Below are 20,081 nucleotides of genomic sequence, written 5' to 3'. Positions count from 1 at the left end.
CGTCGCGGCGGGCCCGGCCCGGGTCAGGCGAGCGAGATCCGGTCGCCGTCGACCGTGACGTTCTTCGCCGGGAGGGGCTGGGTGGCCGGGCCGGCCTTCACCGAACCGTCCTCGATCGAGAACTTGCTGCCGTGGCAGGTGCAGTTGATCGTGCCGCCGTCGACGTTCGACACCGGGCAGCCCTGGTGGGTGCAGATCGGGTCGAAGCCCTTGAACTGGCCCGGCGACGGCTGCGTGATCACGACGCCCTGGGCGGCGAAGACCGCGCCCCCACCGACCGGGATGTCGGTCGTCCGGGCCAGGGACTGGGCGCCCTGGCGGTCGCCCCCGCCGGCGTCGCCGGTGTTGGACACGGCCGGGCCCGGGCTGGGCGCGCCGTCGCCGGAGTCGTCGCTGCCGCAGGCCGCCAGGACGACCGCCGCGCCGACGGCACCCGCGCCGGTCAGCAGCGCCCGACGGGTCTGGGTGCCCGGTCCGGTCAGCGCCTGATCGTCACTCATGCCTCGCCCTCTCCTCGACACGCCGCTCGTCATGATCCGCGGCTCTATCCCGGTACACGAACCACTCTGCCCGGCGGTTCACCCGATCGGCGACCCGGCCGCCGGCAACGGACGCCCAGGCTCCGGACCCGGGCCGGCTTCCGTCACCGAACCGCCGCCGGGCACGGACGCCGAGCGCCGGCCCCTGGGCGGACGTCCCGGCGGGGCTCAGCGGGCGCCGGCCGGCACCTTCCGCGTCGTCCGGGTCTTCGCGCCGTTGGCCTTGGCCGCCCGCGAGGTGGCCGCGGCGGCGCCCTTCGCCTCGCCGTCGAGCTTGAGGACCTGGCGCAGGAACTGGCCGGTGTGGCTCTCGGGCACCTCGGCGACCTCCTCCGGGGTGCCGGTGGCGAGCACCGTGCCGCCCCGGTGGCCACCCTCGGGGCCCATGTCGATGATCCAGTCAGCCGACTTGATCACGTCGAGGTTGTGCTCGATGGTGATCACCGTGTTGCCCTTGTCGACCAGCCCCTCCAGGACCATCAGCAGCTTGCGGATGTCCTCGAAGTGCAGACCGGTCGTCGGCTCGTCGAGCACGTAGACCGTCCGCCCGGTGGAACGCTTCTGCAACTCGGAGGCGAGCTTCACGCGCTGCGCCTCGCCGCCGGAGAGGGTGGGCGCGGGCTGGCCGAGCCGGACGTAGCCGAGACCGACGTCGACCAGGGTCTTCAGGTGCCGGTGGATGGCCGGGATGGCGGAGAAGAACTCGGCGGCCTCCTCGATCGGCATGTCGAGCACCTCGGCGACCGTCTTGCCCTTGTAGTGCACCTCCAGGGTCTCCCGGTTGTACCGGGCGCCCTTGCAGACCTCGCACGGGACGTACACGTCGGGCAGGAAGTTCATCTCGATCTTGATCGTGCCGTCGCCGGAGCAGGCCTCGCAGCGGCCACCCTTGACGTTGAACGAGAACCGGCCGGGGCCGTACCCCCGGACCTTCGCCTCCGTGGTCTCGGCGAAGAGCTTGCGGATGTGGTCCCAGACGCCGGTGTAGGTGGCCGGGTTGGAGCGCGGGGTGCGGCCGATCGGCGACTGGTCCACACCGACGACCTTGTCGACGTGCTCCAGGCCGGCCACCCGGGTGTGCCGGCCCGGCACCAGCCGCGCGCCGTTGATCTGGTTGGCCAGTACGGCGTGCAGGATGTCGTTGACCAGGGTCGACTTGCCGGAGCCGCTGACCCCGGTGACCGCGATCAGCTGGCCGAGCGGGAAGCTCACCGTCAGGTTGCGCAGATTGTGCTCGCGGGCGCCGTGCACGGTCAGCTCCCGCCCCGGCGTCTGCGGGCGACGCTGCCGGGGCGTCGGGATCACCTTGCGGCCGGACAGGTACGCCCCGGTGACCGAATCCGGATTTTCCAGCAGGGCCGGGACGGACCCGCTGTGCACGATCCGGCCGCCGTGCTCGCCGGCGCCCGGGCCGATGTCGACGATCCAGTCCGCGGTGCGGATGGTGTCCTCGTCGTGCTCGACCACGATCAGCGTGTTGCCCAGCCCGCGCAGGCGGACCAGCGTCTCGATCAGGCGGTGGTTGTCCCGCTGGTGCAGGCCGATCGACGGCTCGTCCAGCACGTACAGCACGCCGACCAGACCGGAGCCGATCTGGGTGGCGAGCCGGATGCGCTGGGCCTCGCCCCCGGATAGGGTGCCGGCGGGCCGGTCCAGGGAGAGGTAGTCGAGGCCGACGTCGAGGAGGAACCGCAGCCGGGCGTTGATCTCCTTGAGGACGCGCTCGGCGATCAGCTTCTGCCGGTCGGTCAGCTCGATGCCGGCCAGCAGGTCGGCGCACTCGCCGACGGACAGGTTGCAGACCTCGGCGATGCTCTTGCCGGCGAGGGTCACCGCGAGCACCTCGGGCTTGAGCCGGGCGCCGCCGCAGGCCGCGCAGGGCACGTCCCGCATGTAGCCCTCGTACTTGTCGCGTGACCACTCGGACTCGGTGTCCGAGTGGCGGCGCTCGATCCACTGCACCACGCCCTCGAAGCCGGTGTAGTAGGAACGCTCACGGCCGTACTTGTTCCGGTAGCGCACGTGCACCTGGTCGTCGGAGCCGTGCAGGATCGTCTTCTGCGCCCGCGACGGCAGCGCCCGCCACGGCGTGTCGACGTCGAAGTGCTCCGCCTCGCCCAGCGCCTCCAGCAGGCGCAGGAAGTATTCCAGGTTGTGGCCGGTCGACCAGGGCTGGATCGCGCCCTCGCGCAGGGTGCGCTCGGGGTCCGGGACGACCAGCTCCGGGTCGACCTCCTTCTTCGTGCCCAGGCCGGTGCACTCGGGGCAGGCGCCGTACGGCGCGTTGAAGGAGAAGACCCGGGGCTCCAGGTCCTCGATGGCGAGGGGGTGGTCGTTGGGGCAGGCCAGGTGCTCCGAGTAGCGGCGCTCCCGCTCCGGGTCGTCCTCGGGCAGGTCGACGAAGTCGAGCAGGACGATGCCGCCGGAGAGGCCGAGCGCGGCCTCGACCGAGTCGGTCAGCCGCTGCTTGGCGCTGGGCTTGACGCTGAGCCGGTCGATGACCACCTCGATGGTGTGCTTCTCCTGCTTCTTGAGCTTCGGCGGCTCGGTCAGCGGGTGCACGACGCCGTCGACGCGGGCCCGCGCGTAGCCCTTGGCCTGGAGCTCGGCGAAGAGGTCCACGTACTCGCCCTTGCGGCCGCGCACGACCGGGGCGAGCACCATGAACCGGGTGCCCTCGGCCATCGCGAGGACCCGGTCGACGATCTGCTGGGGGCTCTGCCGGGAGATCCGCTCCCCGCAGACCGGGCAGTGCGGCTCGCCGATGCGGGCGAAGAGCAGGCGCAGGTAGTCGTAGACCTCGGTGATCGTGCCCACGGTCGACCGGGGGTTGCGCGAGGTCGACTTCTGGTCGATGGACACGGCGGGGCTCAGGCCCTCGATGAAGTCCACGTCCGGCTTGTCCATCTGGCCGAGGAACTGCCGGGCGTACGACGAGAGCGACTCGACGTAGCGGCGCTGCCCCTCGGCGAAGATCGTGTCGAACGCCAGGCTCGACTTGCCCGACCCGGACAGCCCGGTGAACACGATGAGGGCGTCCCGCGGCAGGTCGAGACTGACGTCACGCAGATTGTGCTCGCGCGCGCCACGGATGATCAGTCGGTCGGCCACGGTGCCTGTACTCCCGGGTGCAGAAGATGGGGTGGTTCTGTCCGCTCGACGGCCCGTCCGAGCGGTTGTGCGGGCGCGGGAAAGGCGCCTCGGCAAGACTAGTCCTGAGGTACGACACTTTCCCTCGCCCGCACATTCCCCCAGCTCAACCCGGTCCGGTGGACCGCCGGCACCCGGCCGCCGGCCGCCGGGGCGTCGGACGCCGGCGGGTCAGAAGTCCCCCGCCGCGGGCGGTCGGGCGGACCGGCCCGCCCGCCGGCGCCCGCCACGCCAGCCGCCGCGCCGTTCCGCGGCGAGCCGGGCGTCGCGCCGCCGCGTCTCGTACCCCACCTCGCGTTGCAGCCGTCGCCAGCTCTCCCACCGCCGGGCGGTCAGCTCCCCGGACTCCAGCGCCTCCCGCACCGCGCACGCCGGCTCCCCGTCGTGCCCGCAGTCGGCGTACCGGCAACCGGTGGCCAGCGCGGCGATGTCGGCGAACGCCCGGTCCAGACCGGCGGAGCCGTCGAGCAGGCCCACCGCCCGTACCCCCGGGGTGTCCAGCACGGCCCCGCCGCCCGGCACCGGGACCAGCGCCCGCCAGGTGGTGGTGTGCCGGCCCTTGCCGTCGACCCGGCGGATCGCCTGGGTCGGCATCACCACCGCCCCGGCCAGGGCGTTGACCAGGCTCGACTTGCCCGCGCCGGACGGCCCGAGCAGGCCCAGCGTCCGGCCCGGCGCCACCTCCGCGCGCAGCGGGCCGAGCCCGCTGCCGTGTTCCGCGCTGACCGGCAGCACGGGCACGCCGGGCGCCACGGCCGCGATCTGCCGGGCCAACGCCGCCGGGTCGGGGGCCAGATCGGCCTTGGTCAGGACCACGACCGGGCGCGCGCCGGACTCGTGGGCGAGCGCGAGCAGGCGCTCGATCCGTGCCATGTCCGGTTCCGGGTGCACCGGCTCGACCACCGCCGCGGCGGTCAGGTTCGCGGCCAGCACCTGGCCGCTGGCGTCCTTGCCGGCGGTACGGCGGACCAGCGCGGTTCGCCGGGGCAGCACCGCCTCGACCGTGACGTTGCCGTCCGGCCAGGTGGCGAGCAGCACCCAGTCACCCGCGCAGGGCAGGCAGGTCAGGTCCCGGGCGGCGGCGGCCAGCACGGCCCCGCCGAGCGTGGCGCGGACCGGGCCGTCCACGCCGAGGACGGTGCACACGCCGCGGTCGACCCGGGCCACGCGGCCCGGTCGCTGGTCGGTGCGCCGTCGTACGTCACGCGCCCGGTCGGCGTCCCAGCCGAGGGCGGTCAGGTCGATCGTCATGGCGTCCTCACGGGTGTGGGTTCGGATGGCTCACGCGTGCTCCGACCGGCACGATCACCACCTCCTCCGACCTCCCGGTGCCGCGTTCGACGCCGACGGTAGGGCGCGCGGCGACCCGCCGAAAGCGATTTCCGTTCCTCTCATGACGCAGGAGTGAGCTCATGATCGGATGTCCTGCCTTGCGGTGGGACGGTCCCGGTCTTGCCCACAGACGTGGTGCCGGGTTGACGTTTCACAGCCACCGGCCCCGCGGGCGGGGTCTTACAGTCGGCTCGGCGTCCGTTTAGCGTCTCCGGGCCACTCCCGGCGACGGCGGCCGCCAGGGCCGCCAGGTTGCGTGCGGCGTTGACGTCCCGGTCCGCGACCAGGCCGCAGGTGGTGCAGGTGAAGGTGCGCTCGGACAGGGCCAGCTTGGTTCTCACCGCTCCGCAGCCCGAGCACGTTTTCGAGGAGGGGTACCAGCGATCGGCCACCACCAGCCGGCCGCCGTACCACTGGGTCTTGTAGACGAGTTGCCGGCGGATCTCGGCGAAGCCGGCATCAGCGATCCGCCGGGACAGTCTGCGGTTGCGCAGCATGCCGGCGACGTTGAGGTCCTCGACCACGATCGTGCCGTACGTGGCGGCGAGGCGGGTGGTGAGCTTGTGTAGGCCGTCGCGGCGCAGGTTCGCCACCCGGGCATGCACCCGGCCGAGCCGGCCGCGCGCCCGCTGCCACCGCTTAGAGGCATCACGGCGAGAGCGCCGGTCGGGGCCGACCTTGCGGGACAACCCACGGCTGATCCGGCGAATCTTCCGCAGCGCGGCATCAAGATGCTGCGGGTTCGGCACCGGTTCGCCGGTGGACAGCGCCGCCAGGCGCCTCACCCCAAGATCGACGCCCACCGTCGCATCCGGACACGTGGGGGTGCGGCGCGCCCGCTCGACCTGGCAGGTGAACGACACGTACCAACGGTGACCGTCACGGCGCACCGTCGCGGACAGGATCCGGGCGGTGCCAGCCGCCAGCCGGCGGGCCAGCTTGCGGGCCGACTCGTGCAGCCTCAACCGGCCCAGCCGGGGCAGCACCACATGCTTCCGATCCGGGTCCACGCGAATGGTGCCGGTGGTGAACCGCACCGACGGAGTCGACCGGCGGCGCGACTTGAACCGGGGAAACCCAACCCGGCGTCCGGCCCGCTTACCCGAACGGGAGTCGGCCCAGCTGTTCAACCCGCGCGCCAGCGCGTCCAGGCCGGTGTTATACGCCTCCTTCGAGTAATCCCGCCACCACGGCGCCACCTCACCCTTCGCCGCGTTCCACCCCCGACGCAACGCCGGCAGAGACCACCCGATCGCCGGGGTGAGCTCGTCCTCCGGGATGCCGTAGCTGCGTTCGGCCGCCCGCTGATCCAACACCGCCTTCACCCGAGCCAGCGCCCAGTTGTACGCCATGCGGGCCGCACCCACGTGACCCAGCACCGCCCGCTCCTGCGCCGGGGACAGGTCAAGAGCAAACCGGTACGCCTGCACGACGCTCAGCCGATCCCGGTGTCCCACACCCGGCACGATAACCATCCGGTACGACATCCACCCCGGCCAGCCACACCCCGTACCACCCACGCCACGAGCCAACTCTCACAAGCACACCAACGCATGTCAGCGCTTAGTCCATCAGCAACAGTTGACAACCCCGGCGACGCGACGCCGCCCGACCGCTAGGGTCGACACGTGACCACGGATCCGCTTCTGCTGACCGGCGAGGTGGACGACGCCACGGCTCGCCTGCTGCGCACCGCGGCGACCTTCGACGAGGCGGATCTCGCCGCGCCGTCCCTGCTGCCCGGCTGGACGCGGGGGCACGTACTGGCCCACCTCGCCCGCAACGCCGACGGGTTCGTCAACCTGCTGACCGCCGCACGCACCGGGGAGCCGATCCCCATGTACGCGAGCGCCGCCGCCCGTACCGCCGACATCGACGCCGGCGCGCCCCGGCCGCCCGCCGAGCACCTCGACGACCTGCGGCGCACCGCGGACCGGTTCGCCGAGGCGGTCGCGGCGATGCCGGTGGAGGCGTGGGGCGCCACGGTGGAGACCCGCCGCGGGCCGTGGCCGGCCGCGATGCTCGTCTGGGGGCGGTTGCGGGAGATCGAGGTGCACCACGTGGACCTGGCCGCCGGCTACCGGCCGGCCGAGTGGCCGGAGGCGTTCGGCCACCGGCTCCTCCACGAGGTCGCCACCGGCCTGGCCGAGCGCCCCGACGCGCCCCCGATGGTCCTGCGCTTCGACGGCACCCGGCACGAACTCGTGGTCGGCGACCGCTCGGCCGCCCCCACGGTGACCGGCGCCGCCCCCGAACTCGCCGCCTGGCTGATCGGCCGCAGCCCGGGCACCGTGCTCAAGGTCACCCCCGACGGCGCCCTGCCGACCCCACCGGAATGGATCTAGACGACTCATGACCTACACCGGAGACGTCACGCCCGGCGGTGCGCCGGCCGTACGCGACCTCGACCGGCTCACCATCACGAAGCTGTCGGTGGGCCCGATGGACAACAACGCCTACCTGCTGCGCTGCCGGGCCACCGGCGAGCAGGTGCTGATCGACGCGGCCAACGAGGCGCCCCGGCTGCTGGACCTGGTCGGCGACGGCGGGCTCGCGGCGGTGGTCACCACCCACCAGCACATGGACCACTGGGTGGCGCTGGAGGAGGTGGTGGCCAAGACCGGCGCCCGCGCGCTGGTGCACGCCGAGGACGCGTCCGGGCTGCCGATCGAGGCGGAGACGCTCGGCGACGGCGACAGCGTGCCGGTCGGCGACTGCGCGCTGGAGGTCATCCACCTGCGGGGCCACACGCCCGGCTCGATCGCGCTGCTCTACCGCGACCCGGCCGGCGTCCCTCACCTGTTCACCGGCGACAGCCTCTTCCCCGGCGGCGTCGGCAACACCGACAAGGACCCGGAGCGCTTCGGCCGGCTCATCGACGACGTCGAGCGGAAGCTGTTCGACCGGCTGCCCGACGAGACCTGGTTCTACCCGGGTCACGGCAGGGACAGCACCCTGGGCGCCGAGCGCCCCGCCCTTCCCCAGTGGCGAGCCCGCGGCTGGTAGCGACGCTCGGACCGACACCAGCCGCCGCCGCGTCAACGCCAGCACCACGCCGGCCAGCGCGACGCCGACCGACATCGTCACCACCATCGGGCTGGGCGCACCGGGCAGCAGACCGGCGAGCGACCGCGCCACTGTGCCGAGCAGCAGGTAGAGACCGGCCCAGGCCGCCGCGCCGAGCGTCGCGCAGCCCAGAAAACGCCGGTACGACATCCGCAGCCCGCCCGCGGCCAGCGGCAGCAGCGCGTTGAGGACCGGCAGGAAGGGCGCCACCAGCACCATCCGCCCGCCGCCGCGGCGCAGGATTCCCTCCGCCGCGGCCCAGCGCTCCTCGCCGATCCAGTCGCCGACCCGGCTGTGCCGCAGCCGGTCCCCCCAGCGGCGGCCGGCCAGGAAGGTCAGCGACCAGCCGGCCAGGCAACCGGCGACGACGGCGGTGAAGGTGGCCAGGCCGGCGGTGGGGCCACCCACCCCCACCGCCGCGAGGATCGCCACGTCCCCGGGAACCAGCACACCCAGCAGCGGCACGGCGTCGAAGATCATCACCACCCCGAGCACCCCCATCAGCAGGGTGGTGGGTAGTTCTCCGACCTGGGCCAGCCAATCCGCCATGCCACGTACGCTATGGCCGCCGGTCCACCCGGGACATCGGGTCGGATCCCCCACCGTCCCCTGGTCCCCGCCTCGGGGTCGTCCCTGATCCCGTCATCCGGGCCGCAGGACCTGAACCCGGCGCACGGGCGGGCCCGGGCTGGGTTCGGTGATCGGCACGAGGTAGTCGGCCACCACCACCAGCCCGTCCGGCGGCCGGTGGCCCCGTCCGGGGTCGCCCACCAGCACCTCGGCGCCGGCGGTGGCGGCGCGGCGCAGGAACGGCAGCACCCGGGCGGCCATCCCCGCGTCGTAGAGGACGTCGCCGGCGACCAGGAGGTCGACCGGGGTCGGCGCGGTGTCGAGCAGGTCCTGCCCGGTGGCCCGCACCGCCACCCGGTTGACCCGGGCGTTGACGGTGACGGCGGCGACCGCGTACGGGTCGACGTCGTTGGCGACCACGGCCGCTCCGGCCAGCGCGGCGGCGATCCCGACCAGGCCGGAGCCGGTGGCGAGGTCGAGGACCCGGCGTCCGGCGGCGAGTTCGGGGTGGTCGAGCAGGTGGCGGGCGAGCGCCTGCCCGCCGGCCCAGACCGACGCCCAGTACGGCGGCGGCAGCGCCCGTCCCGCGTGCGCCTCCATCCGCGCCCACCAGACGATCGGGTCCTCGGCGAGGTGCAGCCGGACCTCGGGGACGAAGGGGGTGGGCACCAGGCACAGCCGGTCCAGACCGGCGCCGGGCGCGTCGATCTCCCGTTCCAGGTCGATCAGGGCGTTCGTGACTCGGCTCACCGACGCCAGCATGCCGCACCCGGCGGTCCGCCACGCCGGGTCCGCCGAGCCTGTTCCGAGAGTTCACCGGACCGCCTACGGCACTTCGCCCGGCAGATCGGGGTTTGGGCGGTTACTGTCGGGAAGGTACCGGGCGATCGTCGGCCTGCGGTCGGTGGTCGCCTGCTTGGGAACAGGGAGAGATGCATGGCAACCGGCACCGTCAAGTGGTTCAACGCGGAAAAGGGCTTCGGCTTCATCGAGCAGGACGGCGGGGGGCCGGACGTCTTCGTCCACTACTCCGCGATCCAGTCGAGCGGTTACCGGGAGCTGAACGAGGGCCAGAAGGTCGAGTTCGAGGTGACCCAGGGCCAGAAGGGCCCGCAGGCGGACAACGTCCGTCCGATCTGATCCGTGGCGCCGGCGGCGGCCGGGTCCGGCCGCCGCCGCTCCCGCGGTCAGACCGCGAGCGGCGCCACCGGCAGGTCCCGGCGGTGGCGCAGCGGACCGACCAGCAGGATCAGCGGCGTGAGCGCCAACCAGCCGGTCATCACCGCGATCGCGGGGCCGGCTCCCAGGATGCCGGCGAGCACGCCGCCGGCCAGGGCGGCGACGGGGATCGTCCCGTAGTTCAGCAGCTGCATGCTGACCGTGACGCGCCCCAGCAGATGCTGCGGGGTGTACGTCTGCCGGAAGCTGCCCTTGACGACGTTGCCGACCGCGACCCCGAAGCTCACCAGTGCACCGCCCAGGGCCAGGCACCCCAGCCGCCAGCCGGGCGCCGCGAGGGGGATGAGCAGGGCCGGCGGACCGGTGAACGCCGCGGCCACCAGCAGGGCGCGGGCCGTCCCGCACCATCGGCCCACCGCCGTGGCCAGCAGCGCGCCCACGATCCCGCCGGCGCTCATCGCCGCCAGGAGCAGGCCGACCAGCCCCGGCGCGAGGTGCACGTCGCGGACCAGGAGGACCACCATCAGAGCCTGGTAGCCGGTCAGGCCGAAGTTGCTGGCCGCCCCGAAGACGGTCAGGACCCGGAGGTACGGGTCGTGGGCGACGACGCGGACGCCTTCGGCGATCTCGCGTCGCAGACGGCGGCGCGCCCGGGTACGCGAGGGGCGGCGCTCGTCCACCCGGATGCGCGACAGGCACAGGGCGGAGAGCAGGAAGCTCACCACGTCGAGCAGGAGTGCGGCAACGGCGCCCACGGCCTGCGCCACCAGGCCGGCGATGCCGGGGCCGAGCAGGTAGCTCGCCGTGCGGGTGGCCTGCAGGCGGGCGTTTCCGCCCGGCACCTGCTCCGGACGGAGCACCACGGGCAGGTACGCCTGGTCGGCCGTCTCGAAGAAGACCTTGGCCAGCCCCGCGCCCAGGGCGACCGCGAGCAGCTGACCGATGGTGAGCACGCCGAGCACCGCGGTGACCGGGACGCTGAGGAACAGCGCCGCGGACAGCAGGTCGCAGGCGATCATCACGGGCCGGCGCGGCAGCCGGTCCACCCACGCCCCGGCGGGCAGACCGACCAGCAGCCAGGGCAGCCACGCGGCCGCGGTCAGGACGGTGACGGCGAACGGGGTGGCGTCCAGCACGGCGACGGCCACCAGGGGGAGCGCCACCACGGTCACGTTGCTGCCGACGCTGCTGGCCGCCTGCCCGATCCACAGCAGACGGAAGTTGCGCTCGTGCCACAGCCCCCGTGCCGGCACACCGAGCGTGTCGACCGACGGGCCGGTCGACGTGGAGTCGGGATCCTTCCCGGCGGTCGGCCGTACCGGGTCGGCGGCCCGCGTCCCGGCGCGGCTCACGGTCGGGCCGGGACGCCGTGGGCGAACACGAAGACGGAGTCGCGGACGCGACCGTCGTCGGGCACCTCCCGCTCGGCCCAGCGGGCGAGCAGGTCGGTGATCTGGCGGCCGAGCTCCGCCAGTTCCTCCGGGGTGAGGCGCAGCCAACGGTCGGTGGAGAACGGCCCCTCCCCCCAGGCCGTACGCGCCTCGTCGTCGGCGCCCTGCCACGCGTGGACAAGCGCGGCGTGGCGTTCCATGTTCAGAGTGGCGGCCGCGTCGGCGACGGCCCGAGTCGCCGGGTCACCGGCGAAGTCGGTGGCGGACCACCGCACCGCCCGGTTCACCAGCCGCCACCAGCGTTCCCGCCGGTCGCGGGCGCGTTCGGGAACCTCCTCCACCAGGTCGACACCGGCCAGCATCCGCATGTGGTGGCTGACGTTGGCCGGTGCCTGCCCGGTGCGCTCGGCCAGCATCCCGACCGTCGACGGGCCGTCAACCTTGAGGACGTCCATGAGCCTGCGGCGCAGGGGGTGGGCGAGCAGCGCGAGCACCCTGGCGTCGGTGACCGTGCGGACGTTCTGTCTCTCCATGCCTCGGAGGCTAGTTCAGCAATAGTTCTTGCGCAATGCTTCTTGCCGAATACCGGGGCGGCCCGGCGGGAGGTTCCGGGCGATCCCCGCACGGGGCGGCGGCCCGCCGACCCCGGGCCGGCGCACCGGTCAGGCGGCCAGGCGGCGGGCCAGCTCGTCGGCCACCTGCTGGGCGAGCGTCGGTGGGATCGCCGCGGCGATCTTCTCCGGGGTGAGACTGGCCAGCACCCCGGTGACGATCGCCTGCTCGTCGGTGAAGTCGCGGTTGGACAGCGCCGTGAGCTGGTTGACCAGCACGTCCAGGCGCTGCATGGTGTAGTCGAGCTTGGCCACGAGACTGTTGCTGGCCGGCCTGGATCCCGAGCCGTCCGGGTCGACCCGGCGGCCCATGCTGTTGCCACCGATGAACATCCCGGTGAACACGCTGTCGATCTGCTGCTCGGCCTTCTCGCTCATGACGTCCTCCAGGAGTCCCATGCTGGTCAGGTAGCGGCGGAAGAGGGGGGTCTGGTCCCGGCCCGCCTTGATCGAGTCGCGGAAGAAGCTGAAGTGCGTGTGCCACAGGTGAGAGCTGTCACCGCTGGTACGCCGGCCGAGCCGGTCCCACCGACGGACGGTCCGGCCGTCCGGGCTGTAGATGATCTCGCGGATGTCCCGGGCGTCCGCGGCGTTGGCGACGCACTGCTGGACGCACCAGATCGAGAAGGTGCGCAGGGTGTGGGTACCGCCGCCGGAGCGGACCTCGAAGGTTCCGACGTCGAGCGCGGCGGCGTCGAGGGTCAGCCCGGCGGAGTCCCGCGGCGACTCGACGACCGAGTAGTCGTTGGCCACCACCCGGTCGGACCCGCAGTGGTAGCCGCCCCGGTGGTTGGAGTCGCCGACGATGCCCACCTCGGCCGGTTCGAGGTCCTGGCTCCGGACGGTGTTCGGGTCGACGTTGAGGTGGGTGAGGAGCAGGCCGCGAACGGCCAGCAGGTTTTCCGGAGCCCGCGTCATGGGTCCCCCTTGCGGATGATCGGGGGCCGGGCACGACGGTGACACCGCGTACGCGGGGTGGGGGCCTTACGAGCGAGCCCGGCCGTGATGCGCACAGCGCCGGGCGTGGCTCAACCATAACCCGCCGGACAATAAACGCCCAGTTCAGAGTGGCACTGTTTACCGTGGAGACAGGTAGGAGCCGGAGTGGACGATGGGGAGCACGACGGCGGACGGGTGCCGTGAGTCGTGCAGGATCTCCCGCCATCCAGCACGCAGAGTGACCGCCGTGCTGAGGGGCTCGCCGGTGCCGGGGTTGCGCGCGTACCGGGGGTGCGCGCCGCCGGACACCTGCACCCGCAGCCGGTGACCGGCCGCGAACCGGTGCGCCGTGGGCCACAGCTGCACCGGCACCCGGACGGCACCGGTCTCGTCGGCGCGGAACCCGTCCGGCGTCACCCGGACCAGCCCGTCGCACACGTTCCAGGACCGGCCCCGGGCGTCCACGTCGCACAGTCGCACGAAGACGTCCAGGTGGGGCAGGTCACTTCGGACGAAGATCTCCGCCCGGACCGGCCCGACCACCTCCACCGGAGCCGGCAGGACCTCGCTGGTCCAGGTCAGCACGTCAGGGCGGGCCTCGACGGGACGGTTGTCCACCGGCCCGGCCCGCTGGGCGACGAGCAGCGGGCCGCCCAACGACGGGGTGGGGTCGGCCGGGTCGTACCAGAAGCCGTCGGGGGCGGACTCCACCGGCGGCGCGGTGCTCAGCCCGCCGTACGGGTGCAGGTGCCAGGTGGTGGGCGTGGCGGGCGGCGGCCAGTCGGGCAGGTCCCGCCAGCCACCGCCGGCCCCGCCGACGTGCACCCGAACCGGGGCGCGTCCGGGCGCCGGCCGCCCGCCGAGGTGTTCGTCGAGCCAGTCGAGGCCGTCGCGCAGGGAGGCCACGAAGAGCCCGGGGCTCCCGTGCGTCCACGGCCCGACGGTGAGCCGGGGTCGGCCGCCGGCGGCACGCAGCGCCGCGAAGTCACGCAGCTGCGCCGGGAGGAAGATGTCGTGCCAGCCGCTGATCATGGCGACGGGAGCGCGGACCTCCGCGAGACGGTCGCCGAATATCCGGGTACGCCAGTACGCGGCGTCGGGCGTGTGGTGGCGCAGCCACTCCTGGAAGAAGGGCACGGTGACCCCGGTGGCCACCCGGTCCGCCTCGGCCAGCGGCAGGTGCGCGAGCGCAGCGGCGAGCCGCGGCTGGCCCCGCTTGAGTTCCCACTGCCGGGCGAGCCAGGGCACGGTCTGCGCCTGGAGGAGCTCCGCCCAGGTGAGCACGGTGTCCAGGGCGAAGGACTCCCCCGCGTACGTCGAGTCGCGGGTGCCGGAGGCGGTCACGACCGCCACCATCGCGCGCAGCTCCGCCCCGGCGTCGGCGGCCAGGGCCCACTGGACGAAGCCCTGATAGCTGGCGCCGAACATCCCGAACGCGCCGCTCCACCAGGGCTGGCGGCGCAGCCAGTCGAGGGTGTCCAGACCGTCGTCGCGCTCGTGGACGAGCGGGTCGAACACGCCGCCGGAGCCGTGCGTGCCCCGGCAGGACTGGATCACCACGTGGTAGCCCCGCTCGGCGGCGAGCCGGCCCAGCAGGCGCATCGGGCCGCCCCGCCCGTACGGGGTGCGGATCAGCACGGTCGGGGCGCCCGGCAGGTCCGGCGCGTGGTGGTCGGTGCGCAGCGCCACGCCGTCGCGGACCCGAACCGGGAGGTCGCGGGTCAGGGCGACCCGCCGGGTCCGGGGTGGTGGGAGCCGCAGCACCGCCGTGGCCAGCCGGGTCGCCAGCGCCGTGAGCACGACGGGTCAGCCGTTCGTCCGCCGCGGTGATGCGGCGCGTACGGCGTCGCGGTGCTCCCGGACCGTGGCGCTCATCGCCGTCATGAACCGGTGGACGGTCTCCAACTCGTCGTCGGTGAAGTCGGCCATCACCGCGTCGGTGCGCCGCCCGAGCGGCTGGAAGAACTCCATGGCCACGGCGGCGCCCCGGTCGGCGTAGTGCAGCAGGACCTTGCGCCGGTCGGTGGCGTCGCGGTCGCGCCGGATGTGACCGGCGCGCTCCAGCCGGTCGATCAGCGCGGTGACCGACCCGGACGACAGGTTGAGCTGCTCGCCGAGGCGGCCGGGGGTGATCGGGTCGCCCCGCAGCTCGGCGTCCATGACCGCGATCAGGGCCTGCAGGTCGGTGGCGCCCAGACCGTGCAGCCCGGCGAAGGCGTGGCCGACGTGCTGGGCGTCCACCGCGTACCGCCGGAGGTTGTTGGTGATCTCCGCGACCAGCTGCTCACGTCGCGTGTCGCGCCGCCGGTACATGCCGTGACCTGCCACGTCCCGCCGCATCTCCTCGTCTCGGTCCGGTTGCAGCATAACTCAGCGGCCGATAATCTCGTTCATCGAGATACTCGATGAGCCGGACATTCCTGGCCGTCGAGCGGTTTCCCGTCCAGCCCCGTGAGGAAACGATGTCCCTGTTCACCCACGTCGCCCGCGGCCGGTTGGCCGCGTGGCTCACCGTGGTCGCCGCGATCGTCCTCGGTGCCGCCGTGTTCGGCCTGCCGAAGCCCGACAACCCCGCACCCGTGTCGTCCACCGGGCTGTCGGTGGAGTGGCAGTCCACCCAGGTGGAGCGGCTCCAGGAGCAGCTCCCGTCCAGCGACGTCCAGCCGGCCCTCGTCGTCGCCAGCCGCGCCGACGGGGGGCCGCTCACCGCCGCCGACCGGGAAGCGCTCGCCGCGCAAGCCGGCGACCTGAGCCGGTTCGCCGTCGGCGGACAGGTCGCTCCCCCGCAGTTCTCCCCGGACGGCACGGTCGCGCTGGTCGCCGTGCCGCTGTCCACCGCCGGCGGTCAGGAGCAGGTCGCCGACACCGTGGAGCGGCTACGCGCCGCGCTCGACGACGCGCCCGCGGGCCTCACCGTCGACGTGACCGGTGGGCCGGCGTTCACCGCCGACCTCACCAAGGTCTTCGAGGGCGCCGACGTGACCCTGCTCGCGGTGACCGCCGGGGTGGTGGCGCTGCTGCTGCTCGTCACGTACCGCAGCCCGTTCCTGTGGATCGTGCCGCTGGTGGTGGTCGCGGCGACCGAGCAGCTGACCCTGCGGGCCGTCGACACGATCGTCCCCGCGGTCGGCATCAACCTCCAGGAGGGCGCCGTCACCGGCATCGCCAGCGTCCTGGTCTTCGGTGCCGCCACCGACTACGCCCTGCTGCTCATCGCCCGCTACCGGGAGGAGCTGCGCCGCGAGGCGGACCGCTTCCGGGCCATGCGCGCCGCGCTGCGCCGCACCGCCGAACCCATCCTGGCCAGCGGAACCACCGTGGTGCTCGGCGTGCTCACGCTGCTGCTGTCCGAGCAGGAGACCAACCGGGCGCTGGCGGTGGCCTGCGCGACGGGCGTCGTCCTCGCCATGCTCTCGGCCCTGCTCGTGCTCCCCGCCGCGCTGGTGCTCCTCGGTCGCGGCCTGTTCTGGCCGTTCGTGCCCCGGGTCGGCGGCGCGGTCCGCGAGGGCCGGCTGTGGGGCCGGCTGGGCGCCGGTGTCGTCCGACGGCCGGTGTCCGTCGCCGCCCTGGCGACGCTACTGCTGGTCGGCCTCGCCCTGGGCGGGCTGGGCATCCGCACCGGCCTGTCGGAGACCGAGCAGTTCCGGGTGGAGCCGGAGGCGGTCGCCGGGGCGCAGACCCTCGCGAAGGCCTTCCCGGCCGGGACGACGCAGCCGGTCGCCGTACTCACCAACCCGGCCGCGGCGGGGGCGGTCACCGAGGCCGCCGCAGCGGTGACCGGCGTCGCGTCGGCGCGGCCCGGCAGCGCCGGCGCCGGCGTCGCCCAGGTCGACGTGGTGCTGGAGGCCGAGCCGGGCACCGCCGCGTCCGACCGCGCCATCGAGGCGCTGCGGGACGCGGTCGCCACGGTCCCCGGCTCCGCCCCGCCCACCGTGGACGGCGCCGGTGCGCTCGACGGGGCCGTGGTGGGCGGCACGGTCGCCGCCACCTACGACACCGCCGAGGCCAACGCGAAGGACCTGCGGCTGATCCTGCCGATCATCCTGCTGCTGGTCGCGGCCGTCCTGGTGCTGCTGCTGCGGGGCCTGCTCGCCCCGGCGCTGCTCGTGCTCACCGTCATCGCGTCGTTCTTCGCCAGTCTCGGGGCGGCGTGGCTGCTCTTCGACCACGTGCTGGACTTCCCCGCGCTGGACAGCGGCGTCATCCTGCTGGCGTTCGTGTTCCTCGTGGCGCTCGGCGTCGACTACAACATCTTCCTCGTCACCCGGGCCCGCGAGGACGCCCGCCGGGCGGGCACCCGCGACGGGATGCTCTCCGCCCTGCGGGTCACCGGCGGGGTAATCACGAGCGCCGGCGTGCTGCTCGCGGCGGTCTTCGCCGTCCTCGGCGTGCTGCCGCTGATCCTGCTGACCCAGATCGGCGTCATCGTCTGCATCGGCGTCCTGCTCGACACGCTGCTCGTGCGGACGGTCCTCGTGCCGGCGCTGGCGTTCGTGCTGGGCGACCGGTTCTGGTGGCCGGGCCGGGTCCGCCGGGAGGCCGGGGCGCAGGCGCCAGCACCGCGTGAGCCGGTCACCGCGCACGACTGACCGTACGGTCGGCAGGGGTTGCGGCGTCCCCGCGCCGCAACCCCTCAGTACGAGAGGCAGACGCACTCGGTCATGAGGGCGCGGACGTTGCGCACGTACTGCGGGTTCGGGATGGTGAGCGGCTCCCCCTCGCGGGCGACCGCGCCGTGCCCGTAGTTGTACGCGGCGATCACCGCGTTGAGCAGGCACGAGTTCAGCTCGGTGGTGCACAGGGCCGCGTCCAGCCGGTAGTCGGCCTCGAAGTACATGTCGCCGATGTACTTCGTCAGCCAGGCCAGGTAGTTGGCGCCGAGGTAGGCGTTGTCGCGGTAGTCACGCACGTCGTAGCTCTGCCCGAACCGCTGGTTCATCCAGTCGGCCGTCGCGGGCATCACCTGCATCAGCCCGATGCCGCCGTCGCAGGCGACGATGTTGGACTGCCAGCCGCTCTCCTGCCAGGCGGTCGCCTTGACCAGGGGCAGCGGGATCCGGATGTCGGGAGCGGACGTCGGCCAGTACGTCTTCGCCGCCGCGTCGCCGAGCGCCGCCTTGACCTGCGCGCGGGTGGCCTGGGTGCCCTCGTAGCGGGGCGTGCAGGCGGTCGGTGCCGGCTTCGGCGGTGGCGGCGGCACCTTCGTCTCGGTCGGCGGCTTCGCCGCGGCGCGGGGAGCGGTGGCGCGGGTCGGCCGGTGCGTGGGCCGGGCGCTGGGCGACGGGCTGCGCCGCGGCGCCGCTCCCATCGACTCCCGCGCGGGCGGTGTCGCGGTCGCTGTGGCGGCGTCGGTCTCACCGGCCGGTGCGGCGCTCGCCTCGGCCGTCGCACCGACCGGGGCCGCGATCTCAGGCGCGGCGGCCCGGTCGCGCGCGCACCCGGCGAGCCCGGCGGCCAGCACAAGCGCCGTGAGCGTCGCCGTGGCCCCACGGCCTCCTCGCATGTCGACCCCTTCCCCCGGTGACCGCCGCACGGTAACAGGAGTCGACGGTGAGCCGCCGCCCCGCGCCGGACGGGCACGCGGACCCGGCGCCGACGTGGGCCCGTCGGGTCAGGCGTCGCCGGGCCGGTCGGCGGCGGGCGCGTCGGCCCCCGGCATGGTGGCCGCGGCGGCCCCGCGGGTGCCCGGCGAGCCGCCGACCGCCTGCTCCGGCGGCGCGGCGGCAGCGGCGGCCGGCGGCTCCGCGACGGCATCGCCCGGCACGTCGGCGACCGCCGCGCCGTCGGCGCCTCGTGCCGGTGGTGTGCCGGCGGTCACGTGCGGCGGGCCGGCGGCCGGCGGCTGCACGCCCACCGCCCGGTCGCGGGTCACCCACGCCACCATGAACACCGCCGTCCAGGCCACCCCGAGCAGGAGCCCGGTGAGGGCGCTGCTGCCCGTGCTCAGGCCCAGGTAGAGCCGGGCGCCGCCGACGCCGACGACGCCGGCGGCGGCGACCGTCCAGGCGGCGACCGCCACCGGCCAGCGCGCGCCCCGGGACAGCAGCCACGCGAGGGTGCACAGGCTCGCGGTGACCACCGCGTCCTGGGTCGGGAACAGGACCGGCGGCCCGGACCCGTCCGGGCGGGCCAGGTCGGCCGCCGCCGCGAGCACCACCAGCGGCACGAACGCGCCGGCGGTGCCGAGCACGCTGAGCAGGTCGGCCTGCCAGGGCCGGTGCCGCCAGGCCAGCACGCCGGCCACGACCGCCACCACCACGATCAGCACCGGCCCGCGCAGCACCGACACGACCGTGAGGGTCACGTCGACGGCCTCCGGGGTGCGGCGGGCCGCGAACCAGTCGGCGATCGCGCCGTCGACCACCGACAGGCCGCTGTGCCGGACCACGGCGCCGAGCACCCAGGCGACGGCGAGCCCGGCCAGGAAGAGCAGCAGGAGACCGGCGGCCAGGTTGAGCAGCAGGGTCCAGCCGGGCCCGATGTGCATGGCGAGCAGGAAGAACAGCACCCCGTACCGGCCGGTGAGCCAGCGCACCGGCGGCAGCGCGCCCGCCCGGGCCAGCAGCGCCCGGACCGGATCCGGGTTGCGGCCCAGCCAGCGCCCGACCAGCAGCACCGCGACCACCGCGCCCAGCAGCACCAGCACCGCCCCGGTGGCCCGGCCCAGCAGGTGCGACACCGTCTCGTACGACTCGCCGGCCAGGTTGCCGGCGAGCACGGAGGCACCCACCCAGGTCACCACCCCGGCCAGGTTGAACGGCGCGAACCGCCGGTACGGCATGTCCGCCGCCCCGGCCAGCCGGGGCACCAGGGTCCGGGCGAAGGCCACCCAGCGGGCGGTGAACACGCCCCGGCCGCCCAGCCGGCCGAGCATCGCGTCCGCCCGGCTCCACCGCTGCGGACCGATCCGGGCGCCGAAGCGGCTCGCGCGCAGCCGCGGCCCGTACCGGCGGCCGGCGCGGAAGGCGAGTGTGTCTCCGATCACGGCCGCGCCCACCATCACCAGCAGCGCCGGGCCGAGCCGTAACGTCCCCGCGTACGCTAGGAAACCGACCAGCAGCAGGGTCGCCTCGCCCGGCACCAGCAGTCCGAAGATCACGGCGGTCTCCGCCGCGACGATCAGGGCGGCGACCAGGTAGATCAGCAGGGGCGGCAGGCCCTGCAGTGCGGTCACCAGGTCGTGCATCTGACCCCCATGAACACGAGGGTCAGCATGCCAGTCGTGCCAACGGCTGGGACACATGTTTCGCCAGAGACCCGGGCCAACTGGGGGATCACCCCGACGCGACCCCGGCAACCGCAGA

The 20,081-nt window shown here is 74.0% G+C and carries 15 protein-coding genes and 2 pseudogenes; 4 read left to right on the top strand and 13 right to left on the bottom strand.

What is annotated here, in order from left to right; translation table 11 throughout:
• Nucleotides 1-23: 23 nt before the first annotated feature.
• From ACN26Y_RS17100 to tnpB, 4 genes are all read right to left on the bottom strand, one after another.
• Nucleotides 24-500 carry a Rieske (2Fe-2S) protein gene (locus ACN26Y_RS17100; protein ID WP_155331224.1) on the bottom strand — a complete coding sequence of 159 codons (477 nt, stop codon included), beginning with the start codon at nucleotides 498-500 and terminating at the stop codon, nucleotides 24-26.
• 207 nt (nucleotides 501-707) lie between these two features.
• The gene (gene uvrA, locus ACN26Y_RS17095; RefSeq protein WP_155331223.1) at nucleotides 708-3,650 is read right to left on the bottom strand and encodes an excinuclease ABC subunit UvrA; all 2,943 of its coding nucleotides are present in this window, start codon (nucleotides 3,648-3,650) and stop codon (nucleotides 708-710) included.
• 210 nt (nucleotides 3,651-3,860) lie between these two features.
• Nucleotides 3,861-4,940 (bottom strand): ribosome small subunit-dependent GTPase A, encoded by a 1,080-nt coding sequence (rsgA, locus tag ACN26Y_RS17090; protein ID WP_155331222.1) that lies wholly within the window; start codon nucleotides 4,938-4,940, stop codon nucleotides 3,861-3,863.
• Between the two features lie 140 nt (nucleotides 4,941-5,080).
• Nucleotides 5,081-6,496 carry an IS607 family element RNA-guided endonuclease TnpB gene (tnpB, locus tag ACN26Y_RS17085; protein ID WP_230689028.1) on the bottom strand — a complete coding sequence of 472 codons (1,416 nt, stop codon included), beginning with the start codon at nucleotides 6,494-6,496 and terminating at the stop codon, nucleotides 5,081-5,083.
• A gap of 153 nt (nucleotides 6,497-6,649) precedes the next feature.
• Here tnpB and ACN26Y_RS17080 point away from each other — a divergent pair, with 153 nt between their 5' ends.
• Complete coding sequence (locus ACN26Y_RS17080) at nucleotides 6,650-7,366, top strand: maleylpyruvate isomerase family mycothiol-dependent enzyme (protein WP_155331221.1); 717 nt, start codon at nucleotides 6,650-6,652, stop codon at nucleotides 7,364-7,366.
• A 7-nt stretch (nucleotides 7,367-7,373) separates the two neighbouring features.
• On the top strand, nucleotides 7,374-8,027 hold the full coding sequence (locus ACN26Y_RS17075; protein ID WP_155331220.1) for an MBL fold metallo-hydrolase: 654 nt from the start codon (nucleotides 7,374-7,376) through the stop codon (nucleotides 8,025-8,027).
• Between the two features lie 15 nt (nucleotides 8,028-8,042).
• On the opposite strand, the pseudogene ACN26Y_RS17070 reads toward ACN26Y_RS17075, so the two are convergent.
• Both ACN26Y_RS17070 and ACN26Y_RS17065 read right to left on the bottom strand, forming a co-directional pair.
• Nucleotides 8,043-8,636 (bottom strand): annotated as a pseudogene (locus ACN26Y_RS17070) (DedA family protein); the annotation flags it as partial.
• A gap of 93 nt (nucleotides 8,637-8,729) precedes the next feature.
• Nucleotides 8,730-9,419: a class I SAM-dependent methyltransferase gene (locus ACN26Y_RS17065; RefSeq protein WP_155331219.1), complete on the bottom strand. Its 690-nt coding sequence runs from the start codon at nucleotides 9,417-9,419 to the stop codon at nucleotides 8,730-8,732.
• Nucleotides 9,420-9,593: 174 nt separating this feature from the next.
• On the opposite strand from ACN26Y_RS17065, the gene ACN26Y_RS17060 reads away from it, so the two are divergent.
• Complete coding sequence (locus ACN26Y_RS17060; RefSeq protein ID WP_155331218.1) at nucleotides 9,594-9,797, top strand: cold-shock protein; 204 nt, start codon at nucleotides 9,594-9,596, stop codon at nucleotides 9,795-9,797.
• A 47-nt stretch (nucleotides 9,798-9,844) separates the two neighbouring features.
• On the opposite strand, the gene ACN26Y_RS17055 is transcribed toward ACN26Y_RS17060, so the two are convergent.
• The 5 genes from ACN26Y_RS17055 to ACN26Y_RS17035 all read right to left on the bottom strand — a co-directional run bounded on the left by ACN26Y_RS17055 (nucleotide 9,845) and on the right by ACN26Y_RS17035 (nucleotide 15,090).
• Nucleotides 9,845-11,188, bottom strand: coding sequence for an MFS transporter (locus ACN26Y_RS17055; RefSeq protein ID WP_422733007.1), 1,344 nt, complete (start codon nucleotides 11,186-11,188; stop codon nucleotides 9,845-9,847).
• Nucleotides 11,185-11,760, bottom strand: a complete 576-nt coding sequence (locus tag ACN26Y_RS17050) for an ArsR/SmtB family transcription factor (protein ID WP_155331217.1) — start codon at nucleotides 11,758-11,760, stop codon at nucleotides 11,185-11,187. Before ACN26Y_RS17050 ends, ACN26Y_RS17055 begins: the two co-directional genes overlap by 4 nt.
• A gap of 129 nt (nucleotides 11,761-11,889) precedes the next feature.
• Nucleotides 11,890-12,756, bottom strand: a complete 867-nt coding sequence (locus ACN26Y_RS17045) for a hypothetical protein (RefSeq protein ID WP_422733006.1) — start codon at nucleotides 12,754-12,756, stop codon at nucleotides 11,890-11,892.
• Between the two features lie 159 nt (nucleotides 12,757-12,915).
• The gene (locus tag ACN26Y_RS17040) at nucleotides 12,916-14,577 is read right to left on the bottom strand and encodes a CocE/NonD family hydrolase (protein WP_422733005.1); all 1,662 of its coding nucleotides are present in this window, start codon (nucleotides 14,575-14,577) and stop codon (nucleotides 12,916-12,918) included.
• Nucleotides 14,578-14,583: 6 nt separating this feature from the next.
• Nucleotides 14,584-15,090, bottom strand: a complete 507-nt coding sequence (locus tag ACN26Y_RS17035; RefSeq protein ID WP_155334123.1) for a MarR family winged helix-turn-helix transcriptional regulator — start codon at nucleotides 15,088-15,090, stop codon at nucleotides 14,584-14,586.
• Between the two features lie 149 nt (nucleotides 15,091-15,239).
• On the opposite strand from ACN26Y_RS17035, the gene ACN26Y_RS17030 reads away from it, so the two are divergent.
• Entirely contained in the window at nucleotides 15,240-17,366 is a 2,127-nt protein-coding gene (locus ACN26Y_RS17030) for an MMPL family transporter (protein ID WP_422734943.1), read from the top strand.
• A 44-nt stretch (nucleotides 17,367-17,410) separates the two neighbouring features.
• On the opposite strand, the gene ACN26Y_RS17025 is transcribed toward ACN26Y_RS17030, so the two are convergent.
• Together ACN26Y_RS17025 and ACN26Y_RS17020 are read right to left on the bottom strand one after the other, a co-directional pair.
• Entirely contained in the window at nucleotides 17,411-18,280 is an 870-nt protein-coding gene (locus tag ACN26Y_RS17025) for a lytic transglycosylase domain-containing protein (protein WP_155331214.1), read from the bottom strand.
• Between the two features lie 264 nt (nucleotides 18,281-18,544).
• Nucleotides 18,545-19,963 (bottom strand): annotated as a pseudogene (locus ACN26Y_RS17020) (DedA family protein); the annotation flags it as partial.
• Between the last annotated feature and the right edge of the window lie 118 nt (nucleotides 19,964-20,081).

This window comes from Micromonospora sp. WMMD558, from assembly GCF_049315255.1.
Classification (GTDB): domain Bacteria; phylum Actinomycetota; class Actinomycetes; order Mycobacteriales; family Micromonosporaceae; genus Micromonospora.
This window is presented reverse-complemented; position numbering and strand designations above follow the sequence as displayed.

What these genes read in the sequence shown, in the direction of transcription:
- ACN26Y_RS17100 (WP_155331224.1), bottom strand. Translation starts at nt 500, where the DNA reads ATGAGTGACGATCAGGCGCTGACCGGACCGGGCACCCAGACCCGTCGG.
- rsgA (WP_155331222.1), bottom strand. Translation starts at nt 4,940, where the DNA reads ATGACGATCGACCTGACCGCCCTCGGCTGGGACGCCGACCGGGCGCGT.
- tnpB (WP_230689028.1), bottom strand. Translation starts at nt 6,496, where the DNA reads ATGGTTATCGTGCCGGGTGTGGGACACCGGGATCGGCTGAGCGTCGTG.
- ACN26Y_RS17075 (WP_155331220.1), top strand. Translation starts at nt 7,374, where the DNA reads ATGACCTACACCGGAGACGTCACGCCCGGCGGTGCGCCGGCCGTACGC.
- ACN26Y_RS17065 (WP_155331219.1), bottom strand. Translation starts at nt 9,419, where the DNA reads ATGCTGGCGTCGGTGAGCCGAGTCACGAACGCCCTGATCGACCTGGAA.
- ACN26Y_RS17060 (WP_155331218.1), top strand. Translation starts at nt 9,594, where the DNA reads ATGGCAACCGGCACCGTCAAGTGGTTCAACGCGGAAAAGGGCTTCGGC.
- ACN26Y_RS17050 (WP_155331217.1), bottom strand. Translation starts at nt 11,760, where the DNA reads ATGGAGAGACAGAACGTCCGCACGGTCACCGACGCCAGGGTGCTCGCG.
- ACN26Y_RS17045 (WP_422733006.1), bottom strand. Translation starts at nt 12,756, where the DNA reads ATGACGCGGGCTCCGGAAAACCTGCTGGCCGTTCGCGGCCTGCTCCTC.
- ACN26Y_RS17035 (WP_155334123.1), bottom strand. Translation starts at nt 15,090, where the DNA reads ATGTACCGGCGGCGCGACACGCGACGTGAGCAGCTGGTCGCGGAGATC.
- ACN26Y_RS17030 (WP_422734943.1), top strand. Translation starts at nt 15,240, where the DNA reads ATGTCCCTGTTCACCCACGTCGCCCGCGGCCGGTTGGCCGCGTGGCTC.
- ACN26Y_RS17025 (WP_155331214.1), bottom strand. Translation starts at nt 18,280, where the DNA reads ATGCGAGGAGGCCGTGGGGCCACGGCGACGCTCACGGCGCTTGTGCTG.